This is a genomic window from Kitasatospora papulosa (genome assembly GCF_000717245.1).
In the GTDB taxonomy this organism is placed as follows: domain Bacteria; phylum Actinomycetota; class Actinomycetes; order Streptomycetales; family Streptomycetaceae; genus Streptomyces; species Streptomyces papulosus.
In genome coordinates this window covers 130,942-155,261 of sequence record NZ_JNYQ01000009.1, presented here as the reverse complement: position 1 = coordinate 155,261, position 24,320 = coordinate 130,942, and the positions used below count along the sequence as shown (strand labels likewise).

Below are 24,320 nucleotides of genomic sequence, written 5' to 3'. Positions count from 1 at the left end.
TACGTACCCAGCCGGGAGCCTCTCTCCCACCTTCCGGCGACCCGGCACCGGCCCGGCGGCCGCCCGGCCGGTGCCCGTCACCCCAACGGCCTACGCCGGACGCTTGAGCACCGTCAGACTGCGCCCGATCAGCGTCACCCGCTCGCCCGCGGACACCTTGGGCCCCGCACCTGGGGGCACCCCGTCCGGGACGGCCGTGTCCACGACGACCTGCCACTGCCTGCCGTGATTCATCGGGACGGCGAACTCCAGGGTCTCGGCGCCCGCGTTGAACATGAGCAGGAAGGAGTCGTCGGCGATCCGCTCACCGCGCGGGCCCGGTTCGGAGATCGCGTGGCCGTTGAGGAAGACCGTCATGGCCTTCGCGTGCGCGGCCTGCCAGTCCCGCTGGGTCATCTCCTCGCCCCTCGGGGTGAACCACGCGATGTCGGACAGCTCGTCGTGCGTGCCCTCCACCGGACGGCCGTGGAAGAAGCGTCTGCGCCGGAAGACCGGGTGGTCCCGGCGCAGCCAGACCATGGACCGGGTGAACTCCAGCAGGCTGGTGTCCGTGGCGTCACCGTCCTCGTCGCCGTCCTTCCCGTGCGAGGCGGCGGCCGGGTCCGGCCAGTGGACCCAGGAGAGCTCGTTGTCCTGGCAGTAGCCGTTGTTGTTGCCCCGCTGCGTACGCGCGAACTCGTCCCCGTGACTCAGCATGGGCACGCCCTGGGACAGCATCAGGGTGGCGATGAAGTTGCGCATCTGACGGCTGCGCAGTTCGAGGATCTCCTTGTCCTCGGTCTCGCCCTCCGCGCCGCAGTTCCACGAACGGTTGTGGCTCTCGCCGTCCCGGTTGCCCTCGCCGTTGGCGTCGTTGCGCTTGTCGTTGTAGGAGACCAGGTCGTGCAGCGTGAAACCGTCGTGGCACGTGGTGAAGTTGATCGAGGCCAGCGGGCGCCTGCCGTCGTCCTGGTAGAGGTCGGAGGAACCCGTGAGGCGCCCGGCGAACTCCGCGAGGGTCCGGGGCTCGCCCCGCCACAGGTCCCGCACCGTGTCCCGGTACTTGCCGTTCCACTCGGTCCACAGCGGCGGGAAGTTCCCCACCTGGTAACCGCCCTCGCCCACGTCCCAGGGCTCGGCGATCAGCTTCACCTGGCTGACCACCGGGTCCTGCTGGACCAGGTCGAAGAAGGAGGACAGCCGGTCCACCTCGTGGAACTGGCGTGCGAGGGTCGCGGCCAGGTCGAAGCGGAAGCCGTCCACATGCATCTCGGTCACCCAGTACCGCAGCGAGTCCATGATCAGCTGGAGCACGTGCGGCGACCGCATCAGCAGGGAGTTCCCCGTGCCCGTGGTGTCCATGTAGTACTTCTGGTCGTCGGCCAGCCGGTAGTACGAGGCGTTGTCCAGGCCCCGGAACGAGAGCGTCGGACCCAGGTGGTTGCCCTCCGCAGTGTGGTTGTAGACCACGTCGAGGATCACCTCGATCCCCGCCTGGTGCAGCGCCTTCACCGCCTGCTTGAACTCCAGCACCTGCTCGCCGCGGTCGCCCCAGGAGGCGTAGGCGTTGTGCGGGGCGAAGAAGCCGATGGTGTTGTAGCCCCAGTAGTTGGCCAGGCCGGCGTCGGCGAGCCGGTGGTCCTGGACGAACTGGTGCACCGGCATCAGCTCGATCGCGGTGACCCCGAGCTCCGTCAGATGGGCGATGATCTCGGGATGCGCGAGCCCCGCGTAGGTGCCGCGCAGCTCCTCGGGCAGGCCCGGGTGAAGCATCGTCAGGCCCTTCACATGGGCCTCGTAGATCACCGTGCGGTGGTAGTCGGTGCGCGGGCGGCGGTCGTCGCCCCAGTCGAAGTACGGATTGACCACGACCGAGCTCATCGTGTGCGGCGCCGAGTCCAGGTCGTTGCGCTCGTCCGGCTTGCCGAACGGATAGCCGTACACCGCCTCGCCCCACTGGATCTGCCCGGAGATCGCGCGTGCGTAGGGGTCGAGGAGCAGCTTCGCGGAGTTGCAGCGCCGCCCGTGCTGCGGTTCGTAGGGCCCGTGCGCCCGGAAGCCGTAGCGCTGCCCCGGCATCACCCCGGGCAGATAGGCGTGACGGACGAAGGCGTCGGTCTCGCGGAGCTCCACCGCCGTTTCTGAACCGTCGTCGTGCAGCAGGCACAACTCGATTCGGTCGGCGGCCTCCGAGAAGACCGCGAAGTTGGTTCCGGCGCCGTCGTACGTGGCACCGAGCGGATACGCGTGTCCCGGCCAGACCTGCATAGATAGGACTCTTCCACTTCTGATCCGGGTGCTGGGGGGTTTTCGCCCCGATACTCCCCGAAAGACGGTCCTGTACCTAGTACGTCGAGCGGTGCGGCCGGGTTCCGTCGTGTCGTCCCGCCGGGCCGGTCAACCTGGCACACCTCGGTGTCGCCCGGACAGGGGCCCGGACCGCCGGGCGCCTCCTCCGTCCGTCCTGTGGCGTGCGAGGGGGTGCGCAATCACTATGAACCATCTCACTCCACCCGATCTCACCGCAAGGAACGGACGCTCGAGATAGGGGAGTTGAGTAAGGAGCCTGTGCATCCTGCTGCACCGGCTCCCGCTACCGGAGTACCCTTCCTTGATCGTTGGTGGGGGAGTGGAAGGCGGTACACGGGTGAGCTCGGGAGGGTTCGAGCTGCCCCCAGGTGACGCGGGTCACGAGGGGGAATCGACCGATGCCCCGCCAGGGGCTGTCTCCCTCGCACAGCCCATGGAGATCGGTGCTGAGCTGGACTGGGGAGCGGACGCCTGGAACGAGGTGCGCACGCGCGCCCAGCGGGCGGGGCGTGCCTACATCTGGCTGAACCTGGTGGAGCAGCGGCTGCGTGCCGTGGTCTCCGCCGTGATCCGGCCGATCTACGAACCGGTGCACGGCGAGGACTGGGTGGTCGCCGCCGCGGGGCCCGCGGGGCAGGAGTGGGTGCAGCGCGCGGTCGCCGTCCGGGAGGTCTCGCGCCGCAAGGGCTATCTGCTCGACCCGGCCGACGACAACGTCCTGAGCTTCCTCACGCTGCCGCAGCTGCGCGAGCTGATGGTCCAGCACTGGCCGTGCTTCGAGCCGTACTTCGACGACCGCCGCGAGGTGGAGCTCGCCCTCGACGAGCTGGAGGTGGCGCGCAACGTCGTCTCCCGCAACCGGGCGCTGAACGAGGCGGTCCTGGCCCAGGCCGAGAGGGCGTCCGCGCGGCTGCTGGAGATCCTCGGCAACGGGGCGGCGGTCCCGTCCGCCGACCGGCTGCCCGTGGACGCCGTGGAGGAGCTGGTCGGCGACCGCTACGCCGACGTCGTCTCCGTCCACCCCGACCGGGTGCGCCTGCAGCGTCAGCTGCCCGCCGAGGACCTGTTCGGCGGCGCGCGCCGGCTGGACGCGATCGGTATAGGACTCAACCTCCTCACGCAGAACTTCTCGGGACGCCGTCTGGTCCGCCTCGCCGAGTCGGGCTGCCGGGTGCGGCTGCTGTTCATCAACCCGGCGAGCAGCGCGGTCAAGCGCAGGGAGCGCGAACTCGGACTCAAGAAGGGCGAACTGAGCCGCTCCGTGGAGATGAACATCCTCCACATGCGCCGGGTCCGCTCCAGACTCCGTGACCCTGGGGCCTTTCAGATCCACGTCTTCGACGAGACGCCGCGCTTCACCGCCTACCTGGTCGACGGGGACGGGGCCGACGCGGTCGGGGTCGTCCAGCCGTATCTGCGCCGTGCCCGCGGCATGGAGGCGCCCGTCCTGGTGCTCCGTGGCGGGGGGCGTGCGGTGGTCAGGGCGGGGCAGGACAGTGAGCACGGCCTCTTCGAGACGTACCGCGAGGAGTTCGAGTCGGTCTGGACGGACTCCAGGCCCGTCTCCTGACGTCCCCTCCGGGGGTTGTCAGTGGTGCGTGCGAAGGTGGTCGTCACTCGGGGGAAAGCACCACTGAAGGGAAGATGCGGGATGAGCTGGATCAGCGGGCCGCTGCTGGCGTTCGACCTGGAGACCACGGGGACGGACGTCGAGACCGATCGCATCGTGACGGCGGCGGTCGTCCGGCTGGAGGCCGACGGATCCGTGTCGGCCGAGCTGACCTGGCTGCTGGATCCCGGCGTGGCCATACCCGAACAGGCGTCGGCGATCCACGGCATCTCGACGGAACGCGCCCGCGAGCACGGTCTGCCGGCCGCCGCCGCGATCGAGGAGATCACACGGGCCGTCGCCGACGGGCTCCGCTCGGGAACACCCCTGGTGGTCATGAACGCGCGCTACGACCTGTCGCTGCTCGACCGTGAGTGCCGGCGGTACGGCGTCGATTCGGTCAGCGAGCGGCTCGGGGACGCGCCCTCGCCCGTCATCGATCCCCTCGTGATCGACAAGCACGTCGACAAGTACCGGAAGGGGAAGCGGGCCCTGCACGCCCTGTGCGCCCACTACGGCGTACGGCTCGACGACGCCCACGACGCGAGGGCGGACGCGGTTGCCGCCGCCCGCGTGGTGCGGCGCATGGCGGAGAAGCACCGGCCCGTCGGGGCCATGCCGCTGGAGGAGCTGCACGGCCTCCAGGTGCGTGCGGCAGCCGAGCAGTCGCAGTCCCTGCAGGCCTACCTGCGGCGCACCGCCGACCCGGCGGCGGTCGTCGAGCCGGCGTGGCCGCTCGTTCCCCGGAGGCGGGAGCCCGCGGCCTGACGACGCCGACGGGGCCGTCCCGGGAGGTCAGCCGGCAGCCGATGACGCCGTCTCGTCGGCCTTGATGCCGAAGTTGATCCGCTCCCCGTCGACCGAGGTGACGGTGACCGTCACGCCGAGGGTGCTGCCGTCGTCCGCGGTGAGCTCGCACCTGGTCGTGGTGCCGACCTTCCCGGCCAGGTCCTCGGGGCAGGTGATGTCCGGCTCCGGCTGTCCCGTCGTCCGGGCGAGCTTCTCGGAGACCGTGGCGGCCAGTTCGTCCGCCGACAGCTTCGGGTCGCTCTTCCCGACGCTGACCGAAGCCGAGCAGCCGGTGAGCAGGACGCCCGCGGTCACGGCCACGGCCACGGCCGACAGGATCCACGTCGCCGCGGTCGAGCGGGGCAGGGCCATGAGGGCTCCGTTCATCGAATGATCAAGGCGGACGCCGTAGCCTACGCGGCGCCGCGTTCCGCGCCCGCCGCCGGAGGGGACGGTCCACCCACCTCCGGCAGCGCTCGGGAACACGCCGTTCCGGACCGGGGCGGAAGCGCGGTCAGAAGGGGTACCAGCGCACCTCGGGGTCGTCCTGGCGCAGCGAGGCCACCCGGCGCCGGAACTCGGCCAGTGCCTTCGGGTTCGCCGGTGCGTGCTGGGAGACCCAGGCGCAGCTGGCGGTCTCCCGCGCGCCGCGCAGCACCGCGCATCCTTCCCACGCGCGCACGTCCCAGCCGTACGCCTCGGTGAACGCGTCGTAGGCGTCGGAGGGCAGGCCGTACCGGTCACGGGAGAGCGCGAGGACCACGAGGTCGTGCTCGCGCAGGTCGAAGGAGAAGGTCTCCAGGTCGACGAGCACCGCACCCTCCGGGCCGACATGGACGTTGCGGGGGAGCGCGTCGCCGTGGATCGGCCCCGGCGGAAGGTGCGGGGCGAGAGCGGCGGCGGCCTTCGCGAAGCCGTCGCGCCGGCCGCGCAGGTAGTCCGCGTCGGCCGGGTCGATCGCGTCCCCCGCGAGCCGCAGCCAGCGTTCCACGCCACCGAGCAGCTCACGGCGGGGCAGTGTGAAGCCCTCCGGTGCCGGCAGCGCGTGCACCTGGGTGAGCAGCGGGGCGAGATCGCGCGGTTCGGACGGGCGCACGGCGTCGGGCAGCCGGTGCCACACCGTCACCGGGTGGCCCTCCACCAGCCGGGCCGTGGGTTCGGCCGCCCGCACGGCGGGTACGCCGGAGGCGGCGAGCCAACGGGCGACGGCCACCTCGCGCTCGGCCCGTTCCCGCAGCTCCGGATGGTGCGTGGCGTCCCGGCCGGTCTTGACCACCAGGTCGCCGACGGCGAACACCGCGTTCTCGCCCAGCGCGAGGAGTTCCGCCCCGCCGGGCAGTCCGGCGGCGGTGAGTACCTCGCGTGCGCGCATCTCGTCCATGGCCTGATTTTCTCATCCGCGCAGGCCACCTTGACGAACGGGCGGGCCGTCAGCACGATGACGGGGGCAGCCCGGGCGGCAATACAGGGATGAAACCGATCCGAAGAGGCAAAGGGGTCGAATTCATGACACTGGCGACCGCGACGGTGCGGTCCGGGCGCGGCGCCCCGCGGGGCGGACGGGGCGACGGCCGCCGACGTGACGGCCGCCGACGGGACGGCGCCACCTGGTTCCTGGTGCTGCCCGCGCTGATCCCGATCCTGATCCTGAGCGTCGGCCCCCTGCTGTACGGCATCGCGCTGGCCTTCACCGACGCCCAGTCGGGCCGCACCCGCTCCACCCAGTGGGTCGGCGTCCTCAACTTCCAGGACCTCCTGCACGACACCCTGTTCTGGGACTCCTTCCGGATCGGCCTGCTGTGGGCGGTCGGGGTCACGGTCCCGCAGTTCGTGCTCGCCCTCGGCCTCGCCCTGCTGCTGAACGCGAACCTGCGGATGCGCTGGCTCGCCAGGGCCCTCGCGATCATCCCCTGGGCCATGCCCGAGGTCGTCGTCGGCATCATGTGGCGTCTGGTCTACAACCCGGACGCCGGCATCCTCAACGAGACCGTCCGCGATCTCGGGCTGGGCGACGGCAGGGACTGGCTGACCGGACTCGCCACCGCGCTGCCCGCCGTGATCGTCGTCGGTATCTGGGCCGGCATGCCGCAGACCACCGTGGCGCTGCTGGCCGGACTGCAGAACACCCCGCACGAACTCCACGAGGCGGCAGCCCTCGACGGAGCCGGCGCCTGGCGCCGCTTCCGTACGGTCACCTGGCCCGCCATCAGGCCGGTGGCCCTCGCGATCAGCGCGCTCAACTTCATCTGGAACTTCAACTCCTTCGCGCTGGTCTACGTCCTGACCAGCGGCGGACCGGGCGGCCGCACCCGGCTGCCCATGCTCTTCGCCTACGAGGAGGCCTTCCGCTACGGGCAGTTCGGCTACGCCGCCGCGATGGGATGCGTGATGGTCGCCGTCATCTCGGTACTCCTCGCCCTGTACCTCGTCGGACGGCTCAGAGGAGGCGAGGACGCATGAGCCCGCGTACGAGCGGAACGGTGCGCGCCGGGCAGTACGCCGCGCTCCTGTGCTACCTCGCCTTCCTCGCGTTCCCCTTCCTCTGGCTGATCTCCACCGCTTTCAAGCCGGCCCGTGAGCTCGGCTCGCTGCACCCCACGTGGATCCCCCAGGACCCGACGCTGGACAACTTCCGCCAGGCCTTCGACGAACAGCCGCTGCTCAGGGCCGCGGCCAACTCGCTCACCGCCGCGCTCTGCGCCGCCCTGATCGCGGTCGTCATCGCCACGCCCATGGCCTATGTGACGGCCCGCCACCGCGGGCGCCTCTCCACGGCCGCCACCGGATGGGTCGTGGTCAGCCAGGCCTTCCCCTTCGTGCTGGTGATCATCCCGCTGTTCCTGGTCCTCAAGTACCTGCACCTGATCAACTCGCTGTGGGGGCTGATCCTGGTGTACGTCGTCTGGTCCCTGCCCTTCGCGCTCTGGATGCTCGCCGGATACGTACGGGCCGTGCCGCCCGAACTGGAGGAGGCCGCAGCGGTCGACGGGGCGGGGAAGGCGCGGATCCTCGTCTCGGTCACCGCGCCGCTGCTGGCCCCGGGCATCGTCGCCACCGCCCTCTTCGCGTTCATCACCGCGTGGAACGAGTTCTTCTTCGCGCTCGTCCTGCTCAAGACCCCGGAGAATCAGACCTTGCCGGTCGTCCTCACCCACTTCCTCGGCGCGGAGGGGGTGGCCGACCTCGGGCCGCTCGCCGCCGCCGCGTTCCTGGCCACCCTGCCCTCCCTCGTGCTCTTCGCGGTCATCCAGAGGCGCATCACCGGCGGTCTGACGGCCGGGGCGGTGAAGAACTGATGCCCCGCCGACGCCTGCCCGCCCTGGCCACCGCGGTGACCACCGCTCTCGCGCTCCTGCTGGCCGGCTGCTCGGGCGACGACGGCCGCGGCACGGAGGCGGACGGCACGATCCGGCTCAGCTTCCAGTCGCTGGCCTGGCAGAAGGAGTCCGTCGACGCCAACAAGCAGCTCGTACGGGAATGGAACGCCACCCACCCGGACGTCCAGGTGGACTACGTCCAGGGCAGCTGGGACAACGTCCACGACCAGTTGCTCACCTCCTTCGAGGGCGGCGAGGCGCCCGACATCATCCACGACGCCTCGGACGACCTCGCGGACTTCGCGTACGGCGGCTACCTCGCCGACCTGCGGACCCTGCTGCCGGACCGGCTGACCGAGGACATCCCGCGGCAGTCCTGGGCGACCACCACCTTCGACGGCGGCGTGTACGGAGTGCCCTTCCTCCAGGAACCCAAGGTCCTGATCGCCAACACCGAGCTCCTCGAGGCCTCCGGCGTCAGGATCCCGACCCCCGCGAAGCCCTGGAGCTGGCCGGAATTCCGGCAGGTCACCGCGGAGCTCACGAAGAAGGGGACGTACGGGGTCGCCTGGCCGCTCAAGGAGCCGGTATCCGTCACGCTCAACCTGGGCCTCTCCTCCGGCGGGCGGCTCTTCCACCGCGGCGCCGACGGAAAGGTGACCATCCGGTTCGACGAGGGCGACGGGGTCATGCCCGGCACCGTCCGGGACCAGGTCGTCTCGGACCGCAGCGCGGCGCGTCCGTCCCTCGGCATGGGAGGTTCGGACACTCTTCCCGGCTTGTTCGGCGGGAAGTACGCGATGGTCCCGCTGGGTTTCTCCTACCGCCAGCAGGTCGTCGAACAGGCCCCCGAGGGCTTCGCATGGTCGGTGCTGCCGGTGCCCGCCGGCAGTGCGGGGCTCGCGCAGGGGGTCAGCCCGCAGACCCTCTCGGTCGCCGAGGACAGCCCGCACAAGAAGGAGGCCGTGCGGTTCGTCGACTTCCTGCTGCGTCCCGCGAACATGGTCCGGCTCGCCAAGGGCGACTGGATGCTGCCGACGGGGACCGAGGCGCTCGCCGACCCCGCCCTGCGCACCACGGAGAACGGCTGGGCCACGGGCACCGCGCTCGCCCGGGCGCTCCGCCCCGCACCCGCGCAGTCGGTCCGGGGCTACCCCGAGTGGAAGGACAAGGTCGCCACGCCCGCGCTCCAGGAGTACTACAGCGGTGCGATCGGGACCGCGGAGCTGAGGAAACGCCTGGTCGAGGACGGGAATCGGGTGCTGGCCCGCTATCAGCGCTGATTCCGGGACGAGAGACGGCGAAATCAACTGGACGAGACGTATCGTCTCGCTTACCTTGGTGGCATGACAACGCCACCGCGCGCCCACATCGCCATGTTCTCCATCGCCGCCCACGGGCACGTGAATCCGAGCCTGGAAGTGATCCGGGAGCTCGTCGGCCGTGGGCACCGCGTCAGCTACGCCGTCCCGGCCTCCTTCGCCGACACGGTCGCCGCCACCGGAGCCGAGCCCGTCGTCTACACCTCCACCCTCCCCACCCGTCAGGAGGACTGGGGGAGCGAACTCATCGACCACATCGAGCCGTTCCTGGACGACGCCGTCCAGGCGCTTCCCCAGCTCGCCGACGCCTTCGCCGGAGACGAACCCGACCTCGTCCTGCACGACATCACCGCCTATCCGGCGCGCGTCCTCGCCCACCGCTGGGGCGTCCCCGCAGTCCAGCTCTGGCCCAACATGGTTCCCTGGGAGGGGTACGCGGAAGAGGTGGGGGAGCCCCGGAACGCCGAGGTCCGGAGGACCGAGAGAGGCAGGGCCTACTTCGGGCGCTTCGCGGACTGGCTCGCCGTGAACGGACTGGGCGATCTCTCGTCCGAGGACTTCGTGGCCCGCCCCCGCCGCGGTCTCGTGCTGATCCCGGAGGCGCTCCAGCCGAACGCCGACCGGGTGGACCACGCGCGGTTCACCTTCGTCGGCGCCTGCCAGGGCGAACGCGCCGACCAGGGGGAGTGGAAGCGGCCGGCCGACGCGGAGAAGGTACTGCTCGTCTCCCTCGGATCGTCGTTCACCGGTGGACCCGCGTTCTACCGGGAATGCGTCGAGGCCTTCGGCGGCCTTCCGGGCTGGCACGTGGTGCTCCAGATCGGCGCGCAGGTCGACCCGGCGGACCTGGGGCACGTACCGCCGAACATCGAGGTGCACCCCTGGGTCCCGCAGCTGTCGGTGCTGAAGCAGGCGGACGCCTTCATCACCCACGCGGGAGCGGGCGGCAGCCAGGAGGGACTCGCCACCGGCACCCCGATGGTGGCGGTTCCGCAGGCTGTCGACCAGTTCGGCAACGCGGACATGCTCCAGTCACTCGGAGTCGCCCGGCACCTGCCGAAGGAGGAGGCGGACGCCGCGTCCCTGCGCGCCGCCGTCCTCGCCCTGGCCGACGATCCGGACGTGGCCGCGCGACTGACGCTGATCCGGGGCCGGATGGCCGAGGAGGGCGGGACCGGGCGGGCAGCCGACCTCATCGAGGCCGAACTGCCCGCCTGAGCAGATGCCTCACCGCTCCGGGGCCGCAGCCGCCTCCGCCGAGGGGTGCACCGTCAGGGACTCGAAGCGCGGCCAGCTCCCGGCGGGGTCACCGTTGCGCACGCTGACGGCGACCCCGCCGGTCCCGTCGCCGCCGGTCACCCGCGCGGCCCGCTCGATCCGGATGCCGCCGTCGACGACGACCACGGTACGACCGTCCTCCACGGTGACGCCGACCCGGTGTTCGACGGAGTTCGTCAGCTTGCGGCGTCCGACCTCGTGCCACCGGCCGTCACGGTGCTCCAGGAGGCGCACGTAGCTGTAGCTGAGCGCCACCGTGAGCGGGGCGAGACTGCCGTCGCGCACCAGCAGACCGATGTTGTTGCGCGACTCCCGCAGCCCGCCGATCCGGGCGTCGACCGTGTAGCGGCTCCAGTCGGCGGTGCCGGCCGGCCGGTACGAGGCGGCGGCGTATCCGGTGGCAGCCGGGTACGGGCCCGTGCCGGTCAGCGCCCCCAGGCCGTCCGTCCCCGACCGGTCGTTGCGCCGCCACCACCGTGGCTGCGTGAGTGGATCGGGACACTCGGCCGGCGTCACGGACGTCCAGCGCCCCACGGCGGCCAGGAGTTCCCGGGCGCTCGTCTCCGCGGTGACCTCCACCCGTTGCACCTCACCGGCGGCGGCCGCCCTGCGCCCGGACGGCAGCGGGCGGTCGGAGCTGTTCGTCAGGGAGGCCACGAACCGCTCGGCGAGCGCCTCGCGCAGCGACCGGTTCGTGGGCGTCGCCGAACCGCGCTCCTGCGACTCGGAGAAGGGATAGGCGAAGAGCCGGGGCCGGGGCAGACCGTGCCGGACGAAGTCGGCGACGGACCGGTCGAGATCGCCTTCGACCCGCCGCCGGTACTCCCGCACCGTCTCCTGCCGCCGCTCCCGCGGCAGCCACAGCCGGGAGGCCAGGGCGGACGAGGCGCGCCCGCTCCCGTCCACGGCCGCCCGCCGGTGCAGGTCCCAGGTGTGGTTCTCGAAGTCCCAGCGACCCGACCGTGCCATGCGTCCGATCTCCTCCCAGGAGAGGTAGTACGGGCGATGACTCCCCACGGAACGGGTGATCAGGAAGGCGGCCGCCCGCATGCGGTGCTTGGCGAGGACGCGGTCGGCATGCACCCACAGTCCGTGCGTTCCGTCGTCGAAGGTGAGGAACACGGAGCGGGGGGACGGGGCCGGCCCTCCGCGCAGATACGCGATGAACTCCTCGCTGTCCAGCGTGCGGTAGCCCGCCGAGGTGAGGGCCGCGAGCTGGGCGTCGAACGCCTCGGGGGTCACCGTGAAGCGGCTGCGGCTGTCCCGGCCGATGTCGTGGTACGCCAGCACGACAGGAGCGGTGTTCGCCGATCGACGCTCCGGGGGAGGCCCGCCGGCGGGCGCGGCACCGCGAGGCCCCGGCTCCTCCTGCGCGGTCACCGCCCCGCGGAAATCGTTCCACCGCCAGGCGCCGTAGAAGGGCACGCAGACCAACGTCAGGGCCAGCAGCCCGAGAAGCACCCGACCGGGTCCCGAACGGTTCACGGAAGCGTCCCCCGGGAGAGTACGAGCAGGTACACGGCGACGACGGCGGCCGCACTCAGCAGCGTGGCCAGCAGCCGGGCGGCCAGACGGGTCAGATCTCTCATGCCGCTCCTCTCGACCACACGCCGCGCCGGACGGTGAGCAGGGAGTACGGCAACAGCCAGGCCAGCAGCACCGAGGAGAACAGGCTCATCAGAGGCCGGTAGCGCCAGCGGCTGTCCCCGGGATGATCGATCCGGTACGCGAGCCCCCACACGCAGCCCTTGAGGACCACCCCGCAGAGGTAGAGCAGGGTCAGGAACAGGGCGCCGTGGGCCGGTGCCCAGACCAGATGGCTGAACGCCATCACCGGCGCCGCCAGGACCCACAGCACATGGCCGTAGTAGAGCGCGGCGGCCCCCGGGCCGCGTCGCCACATGAAGGAACCGGTGAAGAAGAGGTTGCGGACGAAGCTCTTCTTCCAGCGGACCTGCTGGCGCAGCAGGGTGCCCAGCCGGGCCGGCACATCGGTCCACACCTTCGCGGAGCGCACGTAGCCGACGCGCCAGCGGCGCTCGGCGAAGTCCTCCGCGGTGAACGGGGATCCGGCGTAGCGGCGCTTGAGCGCCTGTCCGCGCCACGCCTGTCCGAGGACGTACCCGGTCAGCTGGCGGTCCGTGGCGAAGCGGAACGGGGCGCCCATGAAACGGTCGTCGGCCCACGCGGGAAGGTAGTTGAAGATGGCGTCCCGGCGGAACACGGCGAGGGGGCCCGAGACGCAGGACACCGAGCCGAAGGACGCCTCGGCCGCCTTGGACACCCTGAACTGCCCCTCGTACCAGACGTCCTGGGCGCGGGCCAGGAAACCGGAATCCGTGTTCAGGGCCCGGCAGTGACCGCTCACGGCGCCCAGCTCGGGATGGGTGACCAGCGCGCGCACACAGCGGCGCAGCGCGTCGGGGGCGAGGACGCAGTCGGAGTCGGTGAAGGCGATGATCTCGGTGTCGGCGGCGAACTCGCAGGCACGCACCAGCGCGTGCTTCTTGCCGACGTTGGCGTCCAGGTACACGACGGTGATGCCGAGGTCGTCCTCCAGCCGGCGCAGTACGTCGCGGGTGCCGTCCTGGGAGTGGTCGTCCACCACGACGATCCTCACCCCGGGGCAGTCGGAGGCGGCCATGGAGCGCACGCACGCCTCGATGCCGTCCACCTCGTCCTTGACGGCGAGCAGGAAGGCGACCATGGGGTGCGCGGGCAGCGGCGGGAACGTTTCCTCGGGCCCCGGACGCACCCGCAGTTCGCCCTCGGCCGGGTCCTCGTACCGGCTGTAGGCGATGTAGAGCAGGGTGATCGTGCCGGCCAGCACGACGAGTCCGTAGCAGACGGGCAGGCTCAGCCGGGGCAGCCGGGCGGTGTGATGGGCCAGGACGAGCAGGAGCGGCATCAGGAGGAGCAGGACGAGCAGCCTGCGCACACCGTGCCGGATCGCGGGGTCGGCGCGGGCGACACGCCGCTCGACCGCCCGGAGGCCGCGGGGGGGTGCGGGCCCCGTGCGGCACGGGGAGCGGAGGGCGGACGGGCGTCCTGTGGAGGGCGTTCACCGGGGTGTCCCTTCTGCCGGGGGCTCCGCCCGGGGGCGGCCGCCCGTGTGGTTCCCCGCCGTGAAGCCGAAGAACGCCATTTCCGTGTTGTCACCGCGCAGCCCGACCCCGCCTGCCGTGACCAGCCTGCCGGGGTCCTCGTCCTCCGCGTCGAGGACCGTCCGCCCGTTCAGGGACAGCGTGATCCGGACCCGGCCGTCCCGAGGGCCGCTCACCGTGCCGCAGATCTGATGCCAGCGGTCGTGGCCGAGGGCGTGACGGGCCGTGGCCAGGGTGGTGTACACGCCTTCCTCGTCCGCGGGTCTGCCCGGGGCCGGGTGTTTGCGCTTGAGGACGACCTTGCCGTCCCGGCGGCGGAAGCTCAGGGCGTACAGCTCCTGCGCGCTGTGGTAGCGGAGCCAGAGGTGCCCGCCGTCCCAGTCGCGCGCGGGGGTGCGGTCGGTGGCACCGGGGGGTCTCAGGTACACCCAGCACCGCACGGCGGTGTCGCCGAAGTCCCGGCGGCGGCTGACGAGCCGGAAGACGGACGACCCGGTGTGGAGGGCGGAGCCGGGACCGGGCGGCTCCCCGTCGGGTACGCCGGTCCATCCGAAGGTCCAGCGTGCCAGCAGCGAACCGCTGGTGACGACCCAGTCCCGGGAGTGACGGGCGTCGTCGGCGTCGGGCCTGCTGAAGGCGTATTCGTTGGTGACGAGGCCATCGGAGGGGAGGACCGGGCGGAAGGGGGCCTGGTCACCGGGCGGATCAGGGGATTCCGTCTCCGTCGGGCCGTCGGCCGGGGCCGGGCCGGCTCCCGGTGCCTTCCCGTCGGCCGGCGGGTCCGGATCCGGCCGGTCCGCGGCGAGTGCCCCGGCGAGTCCGGCGGCGGGGGTGGCGACCGCGGCGGTGAGCAGCGCGCGGCGGCTCGGCGCGCGGTTCCCGCCCGGGGCGGAGGGGGCGGTCATACGGCGGCGCCGGTGGCCGCGGCCGGGAAGCGGTGCGTGACGTCGAGGACGGCGGGACCGCGTTCCAGCCAGTCCAGCGCGGCACCCGGGTGCACGGTGTGGACGACGACCAGATCCCAGTCCACGGCCTCGGGGGCGTCGACACTGTGCAGGACGGTGCCCCGTCGCTCCAGGCGGGGCACCAGGGGGTCGGTGTACGCGACGGAGGCGCCCCACGCCGTCAGCAGGTCGATGATCTCCAGCGCGGGGCTCTCGCGGAGGTCGCTCACTCCCGGCTTGTAGGCGACGCCGAGGACCAGTACCTGGGAACCGGTCGTTCCCAGGCCACGTGCCGCGAGTGCGTCGCGCGCCTTCCCCGCGACCCGGGCGGGGCGCTCCGCGATCGCCGCCATCGCCGCGTCCACCAGCGGGGACGCCACCTTCCGTGCCCGCAGCTGCCACAACAGGTAGTGCGGGTCGCAGGGGATGCAGTGGCCTCCGGCTCCCGCGCCGGGACGGAAGGGCATGAAGCCGTACGGCTTGGTCGCGGCGGCCTCGATGACCTGTCGGGGATCCAGTGCGAACTCAAGTCAGTTCTCCGCCAGTTCGTTCGCCAGCGCGATGTTGACGGCCCGGAAGGTGTTCTCCCACAGCTTGCTCATCTCGGCGGCCTCCGGGCTGTCCACCCGATGGACGAAGGACGCGGTCCCGGCGAGCAGCGAGGCGGCGAGTTCGGTGCTGCGGGGGGTGATGCCGCCGACGACGCGCGGGGTCCTCTCGGGGGAGTGGGCAGGGTTCCCCGGATCGATCCGCTCGGGGGCGAACGCCACGAACACCTCGGTGCCGGGCAGCAGTCTGCGTGCCGTGAGCGGTTCGACGAGGTGGTCGCGCGTGGTGCCGACGTAGCTGGTCGAGGTGAGCACCAGCAGCTGCCCCCGGACCGCGTGCGCCACCACGGACGAGCACGCGGTGGTCAGCGCGCGCAGATCGGGCGTGAGCCGCTCGTCGACCGGGGTCGGCACGCAGATGATCACCGCGTCCGCCGCGGCGACCGCGGCGGGGTCCGCCGTCAGCCGGAATCCTGTGTCGTGGAGGGCCGAGGCCAGCCGGTCGTGCTGGGACGGCAGCAGGTCGGCCCGCCCGGACCGGATGGCGTCCAGCCGGAGCTCGCTCGTGTCCACACCGACCACCGTGTGGCCGGCCGCGTGGAGGGACAGCGCGGTCGGCAGTCCGACGTAGCCGAGCCCGACGACGGCGACGGTGGCGCGGCGCCCGCCCTGCGTCTGCGACGGGAGGTGCGCGGACGTGACGGGCTCGGCGGGGTCGGCCGTCGCGCACCGGCCGGACCGGTCCGGCCCCTCGGCGTCGCGCCCGGTCGGCGGAGTGATGAGCCACGGGTCCTCGGGGGACGGGCGTGGTGGGTTGCTTGCGGTGTGCACAAGCGAAACATGTCATTCCGTTTCGCGGTTGTTCGGCAACAAGGTGAAGGTATTCGTGCCTGATCAGGGCAAGTTCACTCTTCCTGAACTTAAGTACGTTCGTATGCTCGGGAGTCGATCGGAAGTTTTGTCCTGAATGAAATGGACTGCGTCGGTTTTGTGTGGCGAAAGCTTGCCGACTGCGTGACGGCTACATGAAGTTCTTGATCTGGGCGCGTCAATCGAGCAGTGTTTCGACCCAGCCCCCGGAGATCTTCCGGCCGAGGGCCAATCCCCCCACAAAGAATGACGAGGAGACCCCTCTTCATGGCACTTCACAAGCGCGCTCGCTCGGCCAAGCTCACCGCATCGATCACTGCCGTGGCCGCCGCCGCGGGTGTGACCCTGCTCGCCACCCCGTTCGCCGGAGCCGCCCCGGCTCCCGCGACGGGCACCGTCTACGGCGCGGACGCGGCGACAGCCGTGTCCGGCAGCTACATCGTGATGCTGGACCAGAAGGCCGACAAGGCCGGGCTGGCCAAGGAGTACGGCGGCACCCTCCAGCGGACCTACAAGTCGGCCATCAACGGCTTCTCGGCCAGCGGCCTCTCGGAGACCGAGGCCAAGCGGCTCGCCGCCGACCCGGCCGTCTCCAAGGTCGTCCAGAACAAGAAGTTCCACATCGACGCCACGCAGGACAACCCGCCGTCCTGGGGTCTGGACCGTATAGACCAGGCCGAGACCGCCGGTGACGGTGCCTACACCTACCCGGACGCCGCCGGCGGAGACGTCACGGCGTACGTCATCGACACCGGTGTCCGCGTCACCCACAAGGACTTCGAGGGCCGCGCCACCTCGGGCTTCGACGCCGTGGACAACGACGAGGACGCCGACGACGGCAACGGGCACGGCACGCATGTGGCCGGGACCATCGCGGGCGCCGCCCACGGCGTCGCCAAGAAGGCGAAGATCGTGGCCGTCCGGGTCCTGGACGACGCCGGTTCGGGCACCACCGAGCAGGTCGTGGCGGGCATCGACTGGGTCACCGCGAACCACGAGGGCCCGTCCGTCGCCAACATGAGCCTGGGCGGGGGCGCCGACCCGGCGCTCGACGCCGCGGTGGAGAAGGCCATCGCCTCCGGCGTGACCTTCGCGGTCGCCGCGGGCAACGAGTCGAGCGACGCCGGTGAGGGCTCCCCCTCCCGCGTCCCCGAGGCCATCACGGTCGCCTCGTCCACCGAGGACGACGAGCAGTCGTCGTTCTCCAACTTCGGCTCGGTCGTGGACATCTACGCGCCGGGTTCGGACATCACGTCGGCCTGGAACGACAGCGACGACGCGACGAACACGATCTCGGGCACGTCGATGGCGACCCCCCACGTCGTCGGAGCCGCGGCCGTCTACCTCGGCGGGCACCCCGACGCCACCCCCGAGGAGGTCGCCAAGGCGCTCACCGACGGGGCAACCCCGGACGCGATCTCCAACGCGACCGAGGGCACGGCGAACAAGCTCCTGAAGGTCGTGGAGTAGCCGTACCGGACCGGACGTAACGAGCAGGAGCCGCCGCGCCCTCCCCCACGGGGCGCGGCGGCTCCCTGCCGGGGAGAGCTCTAGGGTGGGGGCATGAGCACGATGTACGCGGCACTGCTGCGGGGGATCAACGTCAGCGGTCACCGCCGGGTCCCGATGGCGGAGCTCCGTGAGCTGCTCGGGGAACTGGGGCACGAGGACGTCACCACGTATCTGCAGAGCGGCAACGCCGTCTTCCGCGGCGCCACGGACGACGAGGGCGCCCTGGCCGCCGGACTGGAACGGGCGATCGAGGAGCGGTTCGGCTTTCCGGTCGACTGCCTGGTCCGCACGGGCGCCTATCTGGCGGGCGTGGCCGACGCCTGCCCGTTCCCGGCCGCCCGGCTCGAGGGCAGGCAGCTGCACGTCACCTATTTCGACCGGGCCGTCGACGCCTCCCGGTTCGCCTCGCTCGACGTCGAAGCCTTCCGTCCCGAGGAGTTCCGGCTGGGCGACCGCGCCCTCTATCTGTACGCGCCCGACGGGCTCGGGCGCTCCAAGCTGGCGGTGGCCCTCGGACGGCCGGCGTTCACCCGTGGCCTCGTCGCCACCAGCCGCAACTGGAACACGGTGCTCAAGCTGGTGGAGATGACGCGTGACTGACCCTTCGCCCGCCGTGGCCACAGCCGTCGAGAGCGAGCTCCGCCTCCTCGACCCCGTGGTGCGGGCCTCCGCCGACGTCCTCGTGACCCTGCTGCACCCCGACTTCCGTGAGATCGGCACCAGCGGACGCCTCTGGGAGCGGGACTCGATCATCGCGATGCTCACGGACCCCGCCGCGCCGCGCCCCGGTCCGCTCACCGCGTCGCGGATGAGAGGCGACCAGCTCGCCCCGGACCTGGTGCACCTCACCTTCGACACGGAGTCCAAGGGGTTGCGTTCGCACCGCAGTTCCCTGTGGCGGCTGACCGCGAGCGGCTGGCTGCTCTGGTTCCATCAGGCCACCCCCTTCGTCGACGACCCCTTCGCCGAGGTCTGAACCTACCGCCCCGCCGGTACGCCGGCGCCGTCCCGCAGCACACACCGGAGCGGCGTCGCAAGAGCGCCGCCCCGGTCTGATCCTGGCCCGCGCCCCGGCCGGTTCCCGCCGGAAGGGCCAATTCCGGCCAACTGGGGCGCCCGGGCAAAACACTGGTAAAGCCCCTGAACGGACGGGGTGCCGAGGGGCCCGGCGCGGGCCGGCGGCGCTCCTGGGTGTCCGTGAGCCGGGCGGGCCGCGGCGTGTGTGAACGCGATCCGCGTAGACAGGAGTCGACGTCCTCCGCCCGCTTCGCCCTTTGCTGCAATTCGCAGGTCTCCTCCGTTCGGTGAGCGGACTCCGGCGTTCGGAGGGAACCCGTACGCATTGCGGAGTTCACGGTCCGTTCTCCGCCATGGTCCGGAAGGCGACCTTGTCACGAGCCCAAGCGGAGTCAAGGATTCGGGGCGTGCGGTTGGCAGGTCCACGACCAGAACCCCGGTCGCGGACAGCCGTACGCCCGGCCCGCCCACCCAGCGGACCGGACACCCCCCAAAGACGGAGGATCCTGTGACCTTCAAGCGCTTCGCCCCTCTCGGCTCGATCTCCAGACGCGCTCGCCTCATCGCCGCCACCTCGGGTCTGGTCACCGCAGTGGCGCTCGCGGCACCGACCGCGGTCGCCCAGGCCGCGCCGGACACCGTGACGAAGGCCGAGCTCGCCGTTGCCAGTTCGGCTGTCGGCACCGCCGACATCGCGGGCACCGCCTGGTACACCGAGGCGAGCACCGGCAAGGTCGTCGTGACCGTCGACAGCACCGTCACGGCCGCCGAGATCGCCACGATCAAGAAGTCCGTCACCGACTCGGGTGCCAAGGCCGACATCAAGCGGACCCCGGGCACGTTCAACAAGCTCATCGCCGGCGGACAGGCCATCTACGCCGGCGGCGGACGCTGCTCCCTCGGCTTCAACGTCCGCAGCGGCAGCACCTACTACGCGCTGACCGCCGGGCACTGCACCGAGATAGGCAGCACCTGGTACACCAACTCGGGCCAGACCACCACGCTCGGCACGAGGGCCGGATCCAGCTTCCCGACCAATGACTACGGGCTGATCCGCCACTCCAACGCCTCGGCCGCCGACGGCCGGGTCTACCTCTACAACGGCAGCTACCAGGACATCACCTCCGCCGCGAACCCCAGCGTCGGACAGGCCGTCAAGCGCAGCGGTTCCACCACCGGCGTCCACAGCGGCACCGTCACCGGTCTCAACGCGACGGTGAACTACGGCGGCGGTGACGTCGTGTACGGCATGATCCAGACCAACGTCTGCGCCGAGCCCGGCGACAGCGGCGGTTCGCTCTTCGCCGGCAGCACGGCGCTGGGCCTCACCTCCGGCGGCAGCGGCAACTGCTCCTCCGGCGGCACCACGTTCTTCCAGCCCGTCGTCGAGGCGCTGAACGCCTACGGCGTCAGCGTCTTCTAGGACCTCACGCACCACCCGTCGACGGGCCGCGCTCCCCGAGCGCGGCCCGTTGCCGTGCCCGCTTCCCGCGAGGGAGGGCGGTGTGCCAGGCTCGCTGGCATGCGCTACATCATCGTGGGAGCGGGCGCCGTGGGCGGCGCCGTGGGCGGACGTCTGGCGGAGGCCGGCCACCAGGTCGTCCTGGTCGCCCGAGGGGCGCAGTACACGGCCTTGCGGGACGACGGGCTGAGCCTCATCACACCGGACGGCACCCACGTCCACCGCATCCCCGTCGCCGACGGCCCGGCGGCCGTGGAACTCGAGGCCCAGGACGTCGTCGTGCTCGCGGTCAAGACGCAGGACGCCGTCGCGGCTCTCGACGACTGGAGCGTCAGGCCGGTGGCGGGCGGCGGAACGGCGGGGGAGCGGCTCCCCGTGATCTGCGCGCAGAACGGTGTCGAGGGCGAACGCCTGGCCCTGCGCCGGTTCCGCCGCGTCTACGGCTGCTGCGTCTACCTGCCGGCGAGCTTCGTGGAACCGGGCAGGGTCGTCGCCGGCGGAGCCCCGCTCACCGGGATGCTGCACCTCGGCCGCTACCCGTCCGGTGCGGACGACACCGTGCTCGCGATCGCCGCGGACTGGGAGAAGGCGAAGCTGGCGGCGCCCGTGGTCGCCGACGTGATGCGCTGGAAGTACGCCAAGCTGCTCTCCAACCTCGCCAACGCGATCGAGGCGGCCACCGGGGTGCTCGACAGCCCCGAGGCGTTCGCCCTGTTCGACCGGGCCAAGGCGGAGGGACGGGCGGTCCTCGCGGCCGCCGGGATCGAGGCGGTGGGCGGCGAGGAGCAGGACGCCGCCCGCGGCGGGAAGATCCGCTTCGACCCGTTCGACGGCTCCGGGCGGAGCGGCGGATCGTCCTGGCAGAGCCTCAGCCGTGGCACCGGGACCATCGAGGCCGACTACCTGAACGGCGAGATCGTCCTGCTCGGCCGGCTGCACGGCATACCGACGCCGGTCAACGGCGTACTGCAGAGCACCGCCGACGCCTTCGCCCGGGAGCGCCGCGCACCCGGGTCGATGACGCCGGCCGAGCTCACCGCCCTGGCCGACGCGGCGTCCTGAGCACCCCGCGGTCCCGCTGTCGCCTTTCTTCAAGACCGGCCGCACAGGCGGACCGCAGGATGGGGACATGAAGAACGCGTACGAACACATGGCCGAGTGTGCGGCCGAATCCGCCCGGGTGGCCCGGGGCGTGGGGGCCGCGCCGCAGGCCGCCACGTCGACTCCCTGCAGGGAGTGGGACCTGCGGGAGCTGGTCAACCACTGGGTGCTGTACAGCGCGCACGGGCTGGAGCACCGCGCCCTGCGCACCCCCCTCCCGGACGAGCTGACGGCCCGTGACTTCACCGCCGACGCCGACTGGCCGGAGCGCTACGCCGCCCAGCTGGACAGGGCGGTCGCCGCCTGGTCGGACCCCGCCACCTGGGAGGGCACCATCGACACGGGGCACGGCTCCACCCCGGCTCCCGACATCGCCCGGATGCTCGTCATGGAGACCGCGCTGCACGGGTGGGACGTGGCCCGGGCCACCGGTCAGGAGTTCCGGCCCTCCGGTCCGGCGGCTGCCTACCTCCTGGAGTCGGTCGAGGGCACGGCGGAGCTCTACCGCCGGTACGACGGCTTCGCCGGTGAGGTCGTCCTGTCCGGGGAGGCGTCCGACTTCGCGCGTGCTCTGGCCCTCAGCGGCCGGGACCCGCGTCCGGTCGCCGCCTGAGGCCCGTCCGCTCCACCCCGTCCTGACCGCGGCGGCGGCGGGGAGGCGGCGATCCGGCTCCGCATCGAAGGCGCGCCTAGGCGCTCATCGCCCCCACCACGGGGACGCGCGCCTCGTCGTACCGGGTCAGCAGCAGCCGCGCGAGCGCCGGGGACGGTCCGAGCACACCGGCCAGGACGTCGGCCCCGGCCTCCTCGGCACCGGCGGCGATCCGGTCGGGCAGACGGCCGGGGGCGATGACGTACGGCGCCACCGCCACCTGCCGTACGCCGTCGGCCCGCAGGGCCCGCACCGCGTCGGCGGTACGGGACGGGCCGTCGGCCGTCACCGCGGAGGCGAACGCAGGCCGCACGGCGCACCAGCCGGTGTGCCGCAGCTCCCGCGCGATTTCAGCGATCACTGCGATCGCCTCCGGGTCCGTGGAGCCCGCCGAGGCCAGGACCAGCCCCGTCGAGCCCTTGTCGCCGGGCGCCACCCCGGCCTCGCGCACCCTCTGCTCCAGTGCCGCGTTCAGCAGCGGCGACGGGCCGAGAACGCCGGCCTGGCGGATCCGCAGCCGGGGGAGCCGGCTCCGGGCCTCCCTCAGCACCGAGGGGATGTCCGACTTGGCGTGGAAGGCGCGGGTCAGCAGCAGCGGGAGCGCGACGACCTCGTCCGCCCCCTCCGCGGCCAGGCGTTCCAGAACCCGGGGTACGGACGGGGCGTTGAAGTCCAGGAAGCCCGTCTCCACACGCAGCCCGGGCCGCAGCGACCGCACGCGCGCGGTGAGCGCGTGGACGGTCGCCGCGTGCCGCGGGTCGCGGCTGCCGTGGGCGATGACGAGGAGAACCGGGGACGTCATGGAGATCAGCTCTTCACCAGGAGACCACGGCTGCGCAGCACCCGCCGCTCCAGCGGACTGAAGATCAGCAGGTCGATCGCGATGCCGACGAACAGGATGAGCAGGATCGCCAGGAAGATCCCCGGCATGTCGAAGTTGTTCCGGCCGTTCTCCAGCAGCTGGCCGAGCCCCAGGCCCAGGTCGGGCGAGGAGGCGATGATCTCGGCGGCCATGAGCGAACGCCAGGAGAACGCCCAGCCCTGCTTGAGGCCCGCCAGATAACCGGGCAGCGCCGCCGGCAGGACGATGTGGATCGTCCCGCGCAGCCCCGTCGCGCCGATCGTGCGGCCCGCGCGCAGGAACAGCGGCGGCACCTGGTCCACTCCGGAGACCAGTCCGTTGGCGACGGACGGGACCGCGCCGAGCAGGATCACCGCGTACATCATCGAGTCGTTGAGCCCGAGCCAGATCACGGCCGGGGCCACCCACGCCACGGACGGCAGGGACTGCAGGCCGGACAGGATCGGCCCGATCGCGGCCCGGACGACCTTGACCCGCGCGACCAGCAGGCCCAGCGGGGTGCCGATCGCGACGGCCATCACGAAGCCGAACAGACCGCGCGACACACTGGTCCAGATGACCTCCAGCAGGGTGCCCTGCACCCACATGTCGGTCAGGCTGTCCCAGACCGCGCCGGGCGGTGGCAGCTTGTAGTCGTCGGTGACCTTCGCCCAGACCAGCAGCTGCCAGACGAGGACGACCAGGACCACCGCGACGACCGGCGGCAGCACCTTGTCGAGGAGGATCTCGCGGGCCGGCGTGCGACGCACCTGTACGGCGTCGAGTGCGTCCAGGCCGGCTTCGAGCCCCGCCAGGTCGTCGGCCTTCGTTTCAGTGCTGGCCATGTCGGCGGATCTCCCCACGCAGTTCTTCGGTGATCTCGACGGACAGCTCCGCCACGGCGGTGTCCTCGATGCGGCGAGGCTGCTCGATGTCGACCGTCCACTCCCGGGCGATCCGGCCCGGCCGCGAGGACAGCAGAATGACGCGCTGGGCGAGCCGCACCGCCTCGCGCACGTTGTGGGTGACGAAGAGGACGGAGGCGTTCGTCTCGCGCCAGATCCGGGTGAGTTCGTCGTGCAGCACGTCGCGGGTGATGGCGTCGAGCGCGGCGAACGGCTCGTCCATCAGGAGCAGCTGGCTGTCCTGGGCGAGCGCGCGTGCCATCGCGACCCGCTGGCGCATACCGCCCGAGAGCTCGTGCACCCGCTTCCCGTACGCCCCGCCGAGACGTACGAGTTCCAGCAGCCGCTCCGCCTCCGGGCGGCGGTCCGACTTCGGCACCCCGCGCAGACGCAGGGCCAGTTCGATGTTCTTCCCCGCGGTCAGCCACGGGAAGAGGGCGTGCTCCTGGAACATCAGGGCGGGCCGCCCGCCGGGGGTCTCGATGGACCCCGCGGTCGGGCGGTCGAGCCCCGCCACCAGATTGAGCAGCGTGGACTTACCGCACCCGGAGGCTCCCAGGAGGGTGACGAACTCACCCGGAGCGACGTCGAGCGTGATGTCGTCCAGGACGAGCTGCTGCCCCGTGGGTCCGGCGAAGGACTTGGAGACGTTCCGGATGCGGGCGGCGTGCTCGACCGCTGCACGGTCCTCGGCCTTGGTGAGGGTGGTGGTCGCCATGGTCGTCACCTCCTGGGAGTCTTCAGGGATCCTGGTGTCGGG

The 24,320-nt window shown here is 71.7% G+C and carries 22 protein-coding genes and 1 pseudogene; 12 read left to right on the top strand and 11 right to left on the bottom strand.

Annotated features, from left to right (window positions below):
* Positions 1-90: 90 nt before the first annotated feature.
* Complete coding sequence (gene glgX, locus IA22_RS0123130) at positions 91-2,247, bottom strand: glycogen debranching protein GlgX (RefSeq protein ID WP_014153296.1); 2,157 nt, start codon at positions 2,245-2,247, stop codon at positions 91-93.
* Between the two features lie 379 nt (positions 2,248-2,626).
* Here glgX and IA22_RS0123125 point away from each other — a divergent pair, with 379 nt between their 5' ends.
* Together IA22_RS0123125 and IA22_RS0123120 are read left to right on the top strand one after the other, a co-directional pair.
* Positions 2,627-3,859: an SAV2148 family HEPN domain-containing protein gene (locus IA22_RS0123125; protein ID WP_014153295.1), complete on the top strand. Its 1,233-nt coding sequence runs from the start codon at positions 2,627-2,629 to the stop codon at positions 3,857-3,859.
* 81 nt (positions 3,860-3,940) lie between these two features.
* A complete protein-coding gene (locus IA22_RS0123120; RefSeq protein WP_015579280.1) occupies positions 3,941-4,666 on the top strand; it encodes a 3'-5' exonuclease in 726 nt (241 codons plus the stop codon).
* A gap of 27 nt (positions 4,667-4,693) precedes the next feature.
* Here the strand turns inward: IA22_RS0123120 and IA22_RS0123115 are convergent, their stop codons facing one another.
* Positions 4,694-5,059 (bottom strand): DUF4333 domain-containing protein, encoded by a 366-nt coding sequence (locus tag IA22_RS0123115; RefSeq protein ID WP_030124712.1) that lies wholly within the window; start codon positions 5,057-5,059, stop codon positions 4,694-4,696.
* Between the two features lie 142 nt (positions 5,060-5,201).
* A complete protein-coding gene (locus IA22_RS0123110) occupies positions 5,202-6,068 on the bottom strand; it encodes a phosphotransferase enzyme family protein (RefSeq protein WP_015579282.1) in 867 nt (288 codons plus the stop codon).
* A gap of 125 nt (positions 6,069-6,193) precedes the next feature.
* Here IA22_RS0123110 and IA22_RS0123105 point away from each other — a divergent pair, with 125 nt between their 5' ends.
* The 4 genes from IA22_RS0123105 to mgt all read left to right on the top strand — a co-directional run bounded on the left by IA22_RS0123105 (position 6,194) and on the right by mgt (position 10,544).
* Positions 6,194-7,147, top strand: a complete 954-nt coding sequence (locus IA22_RS0123105) for a carbohydrate ABC transporter permease (RefSeq protein WP_030124711.1) — start codon at positions 6,194-6,196, stop codon at positions 7,145-7,147.
* Entirely contained in the window at positions 7,144-7,983 is an 840-nt protein-coding gene (locus IA22_RS0123100; protein ID WP_030124710.1) for a carbohydrate ABC transporter permease, read from the top strand. Before IA22_RS0123105 ends, IA22_RS0123100 begins: the two co-directional genes overlap by 4 nt.
* Complete coding sequence (locus tag IA22_RS0123095; protein ID WP_030124709.1) at positions 7,983-9,287, top strand: ABC transporter substrate-binding protein; 1,305 nt, start codon at positions 7,983-7,985, stop codon at positions 9,285-9,287. Before IA22_RS0123100 ends, IA22_RS0123095 begins: the two co-directional genes overlap by 1 nt.
* Before the next feature lie 63 nt (positions 9,288-9,350).
* Positions 9,351-10,544, top strand: a complete 1,194-nt coding sequence (mgt, locus tag IA22_RS0123090) for a macrolide-inactivating glycosyltransferase (protein WP_030124708.1) — start codon at positions 9,351-9,353, stop codon at positions 10,542-10,544.
* Between the two features lie 9 nt (positions 10,545-10,553).
* Here mgt and IA22_RS0123085 read toward each other — a convergent pair whose 3' ends face one another.
* The 5 genes and pseudogenes from IA22_RS0123085 to IA22_RS34220 form a co-directional block, all read right to left on the bottom strand.
* Positions 10,554-12,089 carry a polysaccharide deacetylase family protein gene (locus IA22_RS0123085; RefSeq protein WP_030124707.1) on the bottom strand — a complete coding sequence of 512 codons (1,536 nt, stop codon included), beginning with the start codon at positions 12,087-12,089 and terminating at the stop codon, positions 10,554-10,556.
* Positions 12,090-12,189: 100 nt separating this feature from the next.
* Positions 12,190-13,542, bottom strand: coding sequence for a glycosyltransferase family 2 protein (locus tag IA22_RS0123075; RefSeq protein WP_245229596.1), 1,353 nt, complete (start codon positions 13,540-13,542; stop codon positions 12,190-12,192).
* A gap of 123 nt (positions 13,543-13,665) precedes the next feature.
* Entirely contained in the window at positions 13,666-14,613 is a 948-nt protein-coding gene (locus tag IA22_RS0123070; protein WP_030124705.1) for a hypothetical protein, read from the bottom strand.
* Positions 14,610-15,005 carry a UDP binding domain-containing protein gene (locus IA22_RS38120; protein ID WP_338108244.1) on the bottom strand — a complete coding sequence of 132 codons (396 nt, stop codon included), beginning with the start codon at positions 15,003-15,005 and terminating at the stop codon, positions 14,610-14,612. Before IA22_RS38120 ends, IA22_RS0123070 begins: the two co-directional genes overlap by 4 nt.
* 9 nt (positions 15,006-15,014) lie before the next feature.
* A pseudogene (locus tag IA22_RS34220) lies at positions 15,015-16,031 on the bottom strand (nucleotide sugar dehydrogenase); the annotation flags it as partial.
* A 306-nt stretch (positions 16,032-16,337) separates the two neighbouring features.
* Here IA22_RS34220 and IA22_RS0123060 point away from each other — a divergent pair.
* From IA22_RS0123060 to IA22_RS0123035, 6 genes are all read left to right on the top strand, one after another.
* Positions 16,338-17,540 carry a S8 family peptidase gene (locus tag IA22_RS0123060; RefSeq protein ID WP_015579293.1) on the top strand — a complete coding sequence of 401 codons (1,203 nt, stop codon included), beginning with the start codon at positions 16,338-16,340 and terminating at the stop codon, positions 17,538-17,540.
* Positions 17,541-17,633: 93 nt separating this feature from the next.
* The gene (locus IA22_RS0123055) at positions 17,634-18,182 is read left to right on the top strand and encodes a DUF1697 domain-containing protein (RefSeq protein ID WP_014153283.1); all 549 of its coding nucleotides are present in this window, start codon (positions 17,634-17,636) and stop codon (positions 18,180-18,182) included.
* A complete protein-coding gene (locus IA22_RS0123050) occupies positions 18,175-18,558 on the top strand; it encodes a nuclear transport factor 2 family protein (protein ID WP_014153282.1) in 384 nt (127 codons plus the stop codon). The genes IA22_RS0123055 and IA22_RS0123050 overlap by 8 nt, the downstream gene beginning before the upstream one ends.
* Positions 18,559-19,107: 549 nt before the next feature.
* The gene (locus tag IA22_RS0123045) at positions 19,108-20,022 is read left to right on the top strand and encodes a S1 family peptidase (RefSeq protein WP_014153281.1); all 915 of its coding nucleotides are present in this window, start codon (positions 19,108-19,110) and stop codon (positions 20,020-20,022) included.
* A 99-nt stretch (positions 20,023-20,121) separates the two neighbouring features.
* Positions 20,122-21,123, top strand: a complete 1,002-nt coding sequence (locus IA22_RS0123040; protein WP_030124704.1) for a ketopantoate reductase family protein — start codon at positions 20,122-20,124, stop codon at positions 21,121-21,123.
* Positions 21,124-21,190: 67 nt separating this feature from the next.
* On the top strand, positions 21,191-21,775 hold the full coding sequence (locus IA22_RS0123035) for a TIGR03086 family metal-binding protein (protein ID WP_030124703.1): 585 nt from the start codon (positions 21,191-21,193) through the stop codon (positions 21,773-21,775).
* Between the two features lie 76 nt (positions 21,776-21,851).
* Here IA22_RS0123035 and IA22_RS0123030 read toward each other — a convergent pair whose 3' ends face one another.
* The 3 genes from IA22_RS0123030 to IA22_RS0123020 are packed head-to-tail and all read right to left on the bottom strand — an operon-like array spanning position 21,852 to position 24,278.
* Entirely contained in the window at positions 21,852-22,616 is a 765-nt protein-coding gene (locus IA22_RS0123030; protein WP_030124702.1) for a sirohydrochlorin chelatase, read from the bottom strand.
* A 5-nt stretch (positions 22,617-22,621) separates the two neighbouring features.
* Positions 22,622-23,500, bottom strand: coding sequence for an ABC transporter permease (locus IA22_RS0123025; protein ID WP_030124701.1), 879 nt, complete (start codon positions 23,498-23,500; stop codon positions 22,622-22,624).
* Positions 23,487-24,278 (bottom strand): ABC transporter ATP-binding protein, encoded by a 792-nt coding sequence (locus tag IA22_RS0123020; protein ID WP_014153276.1) that lies wholly within the window; start codon positions 24,276-24,278, stop codon positions 23,487-23,489. The genes IA22_RS0123025 and IA22_RS0123020 overlap by 14 nt, the downstream gene beginning before the upstream one ends.
* Positions 24,279-24,320: the final 42 nt, after the last annotated feature.

Bases quoted from the DNA above. Each gene is read 5' to 3' on its own strand.
- IA22_RS38120 (WP_338108244.1), bottom strand. From the start codon at position 15,005: ATGGCGGCGATCGCGGAGCGCCCCGCCCGGGTCGCGGGGAAGGCGCGC.
- IA22_RS0123030 (WP_030124702.1), bottom strand. From the start codon at position 22,616: ATGACGTCCCCGGTTCTCCTCGTCATCGCCCACGGCAGCCGCGACCCG.
- IA22_RS0123095 (WP_030124709.1), top strand. From the start codon at position 7,983: ATGCCCCGCCGACGCCTGCCCGCCCTGGCCACCGCGGTGACCACCGCT.
- IA22_RS0123100 (WP_030124710.1), top strand. From the start codon at position 7,144: ATGAGCCCGCGTACGAGCGGAACGGTGCGCGCCGGGCAGTACGCCGCG.
- IA22_RS0123120 (WP_015579280.1), top strand. From the start codon at position 3,941: ATGAGCTGGATCAGCGGGCCGCTGCTGGCGTTCGACCTGGAGACCACG.
- IA22_RS0123105 (WP_030124711.1), top strand. From the start codon at position 6,194: ATGACACTGGCGACCGCGACGGTGCGGTCCGGGCGCGGCGCCCCGCGG.
- IA22_RS0123055 (WP_014153283.1), top strand. From the start codon at position 17,634: ATGAGCACGATGTACGCGGCACTGCTGCGGGGGATCAACGTCAGCGGT.
- IA22_RS0123060 (WP_015579293.1), top strand. From the start codon at position 16,338: ATGGCACTTCACAAGCGCGCTCGCTCGGCCAAGCTCACCGCATCGATC.
- mgt (WP_030124708.1), top strand. From the start codon at position 9,351: ATGACAACGCCACCGCGCGCCCACATCGCCATGTTCTCCATCGCCGCC.
- IA22_RS0123070 (WP_030124705.1), bottom strand. From the start codon at position 14,613: ATGACCGCCCCCTCCGCCCCGGGCGGGAACCGCGCGCCGAGCCGCCGC.
- IA22_RS0123040 (WP_030124704.1), top strand. From the start codon at position 20,122: ATGCGCTACATCATCGTGGGAGCGGGCGCCGTGGGCGGCGCCGTGGGC.
- IA22_RS0123035 (WP_030124703.1), top strand. From the start codon at position 21,191: ATGAAGAACGCGTACGAACACATGGCCGAGTGTGCGGCCGAATCCGCC.
- IA22_RS0123115 (WP_030124712.1), bottom strand. From the start codon at position 5,059: ATGGCCCTGCCCCGCTCGACCGCGGCGACGTGGATCCTGTCGGCCGTG.
- IA22_RS0123110 (WP_015579282.1), bottom strand. From the start codon at position 6,068: ATGGACGAGATGCGCGCACGCGAGGTACTCACCGCCGCCGGACTGCCC.
- IA22_RS0123025 (WP_030124701.1), bottom strand. From the start codon at position 23,500: ATGGCCAGCACTGAAACGAAGGCCGACGACCTGGCGGGGCTCGAAGCC.
- IA22_RS0123020 (WP_014153276.1), bottom strand. From the start codon at position 24,278: ATGGCGACCACCACCCTCACCAAGGCCGAGGACCGTGCAGCGGTCGAG.
- glgX (WP_014153296.1), bottom strand. From the start codon at position 2,247: ATGCAGGTCTGGCCGGGACACGCGTATCCGCTCGGTGCCACGTACGAC.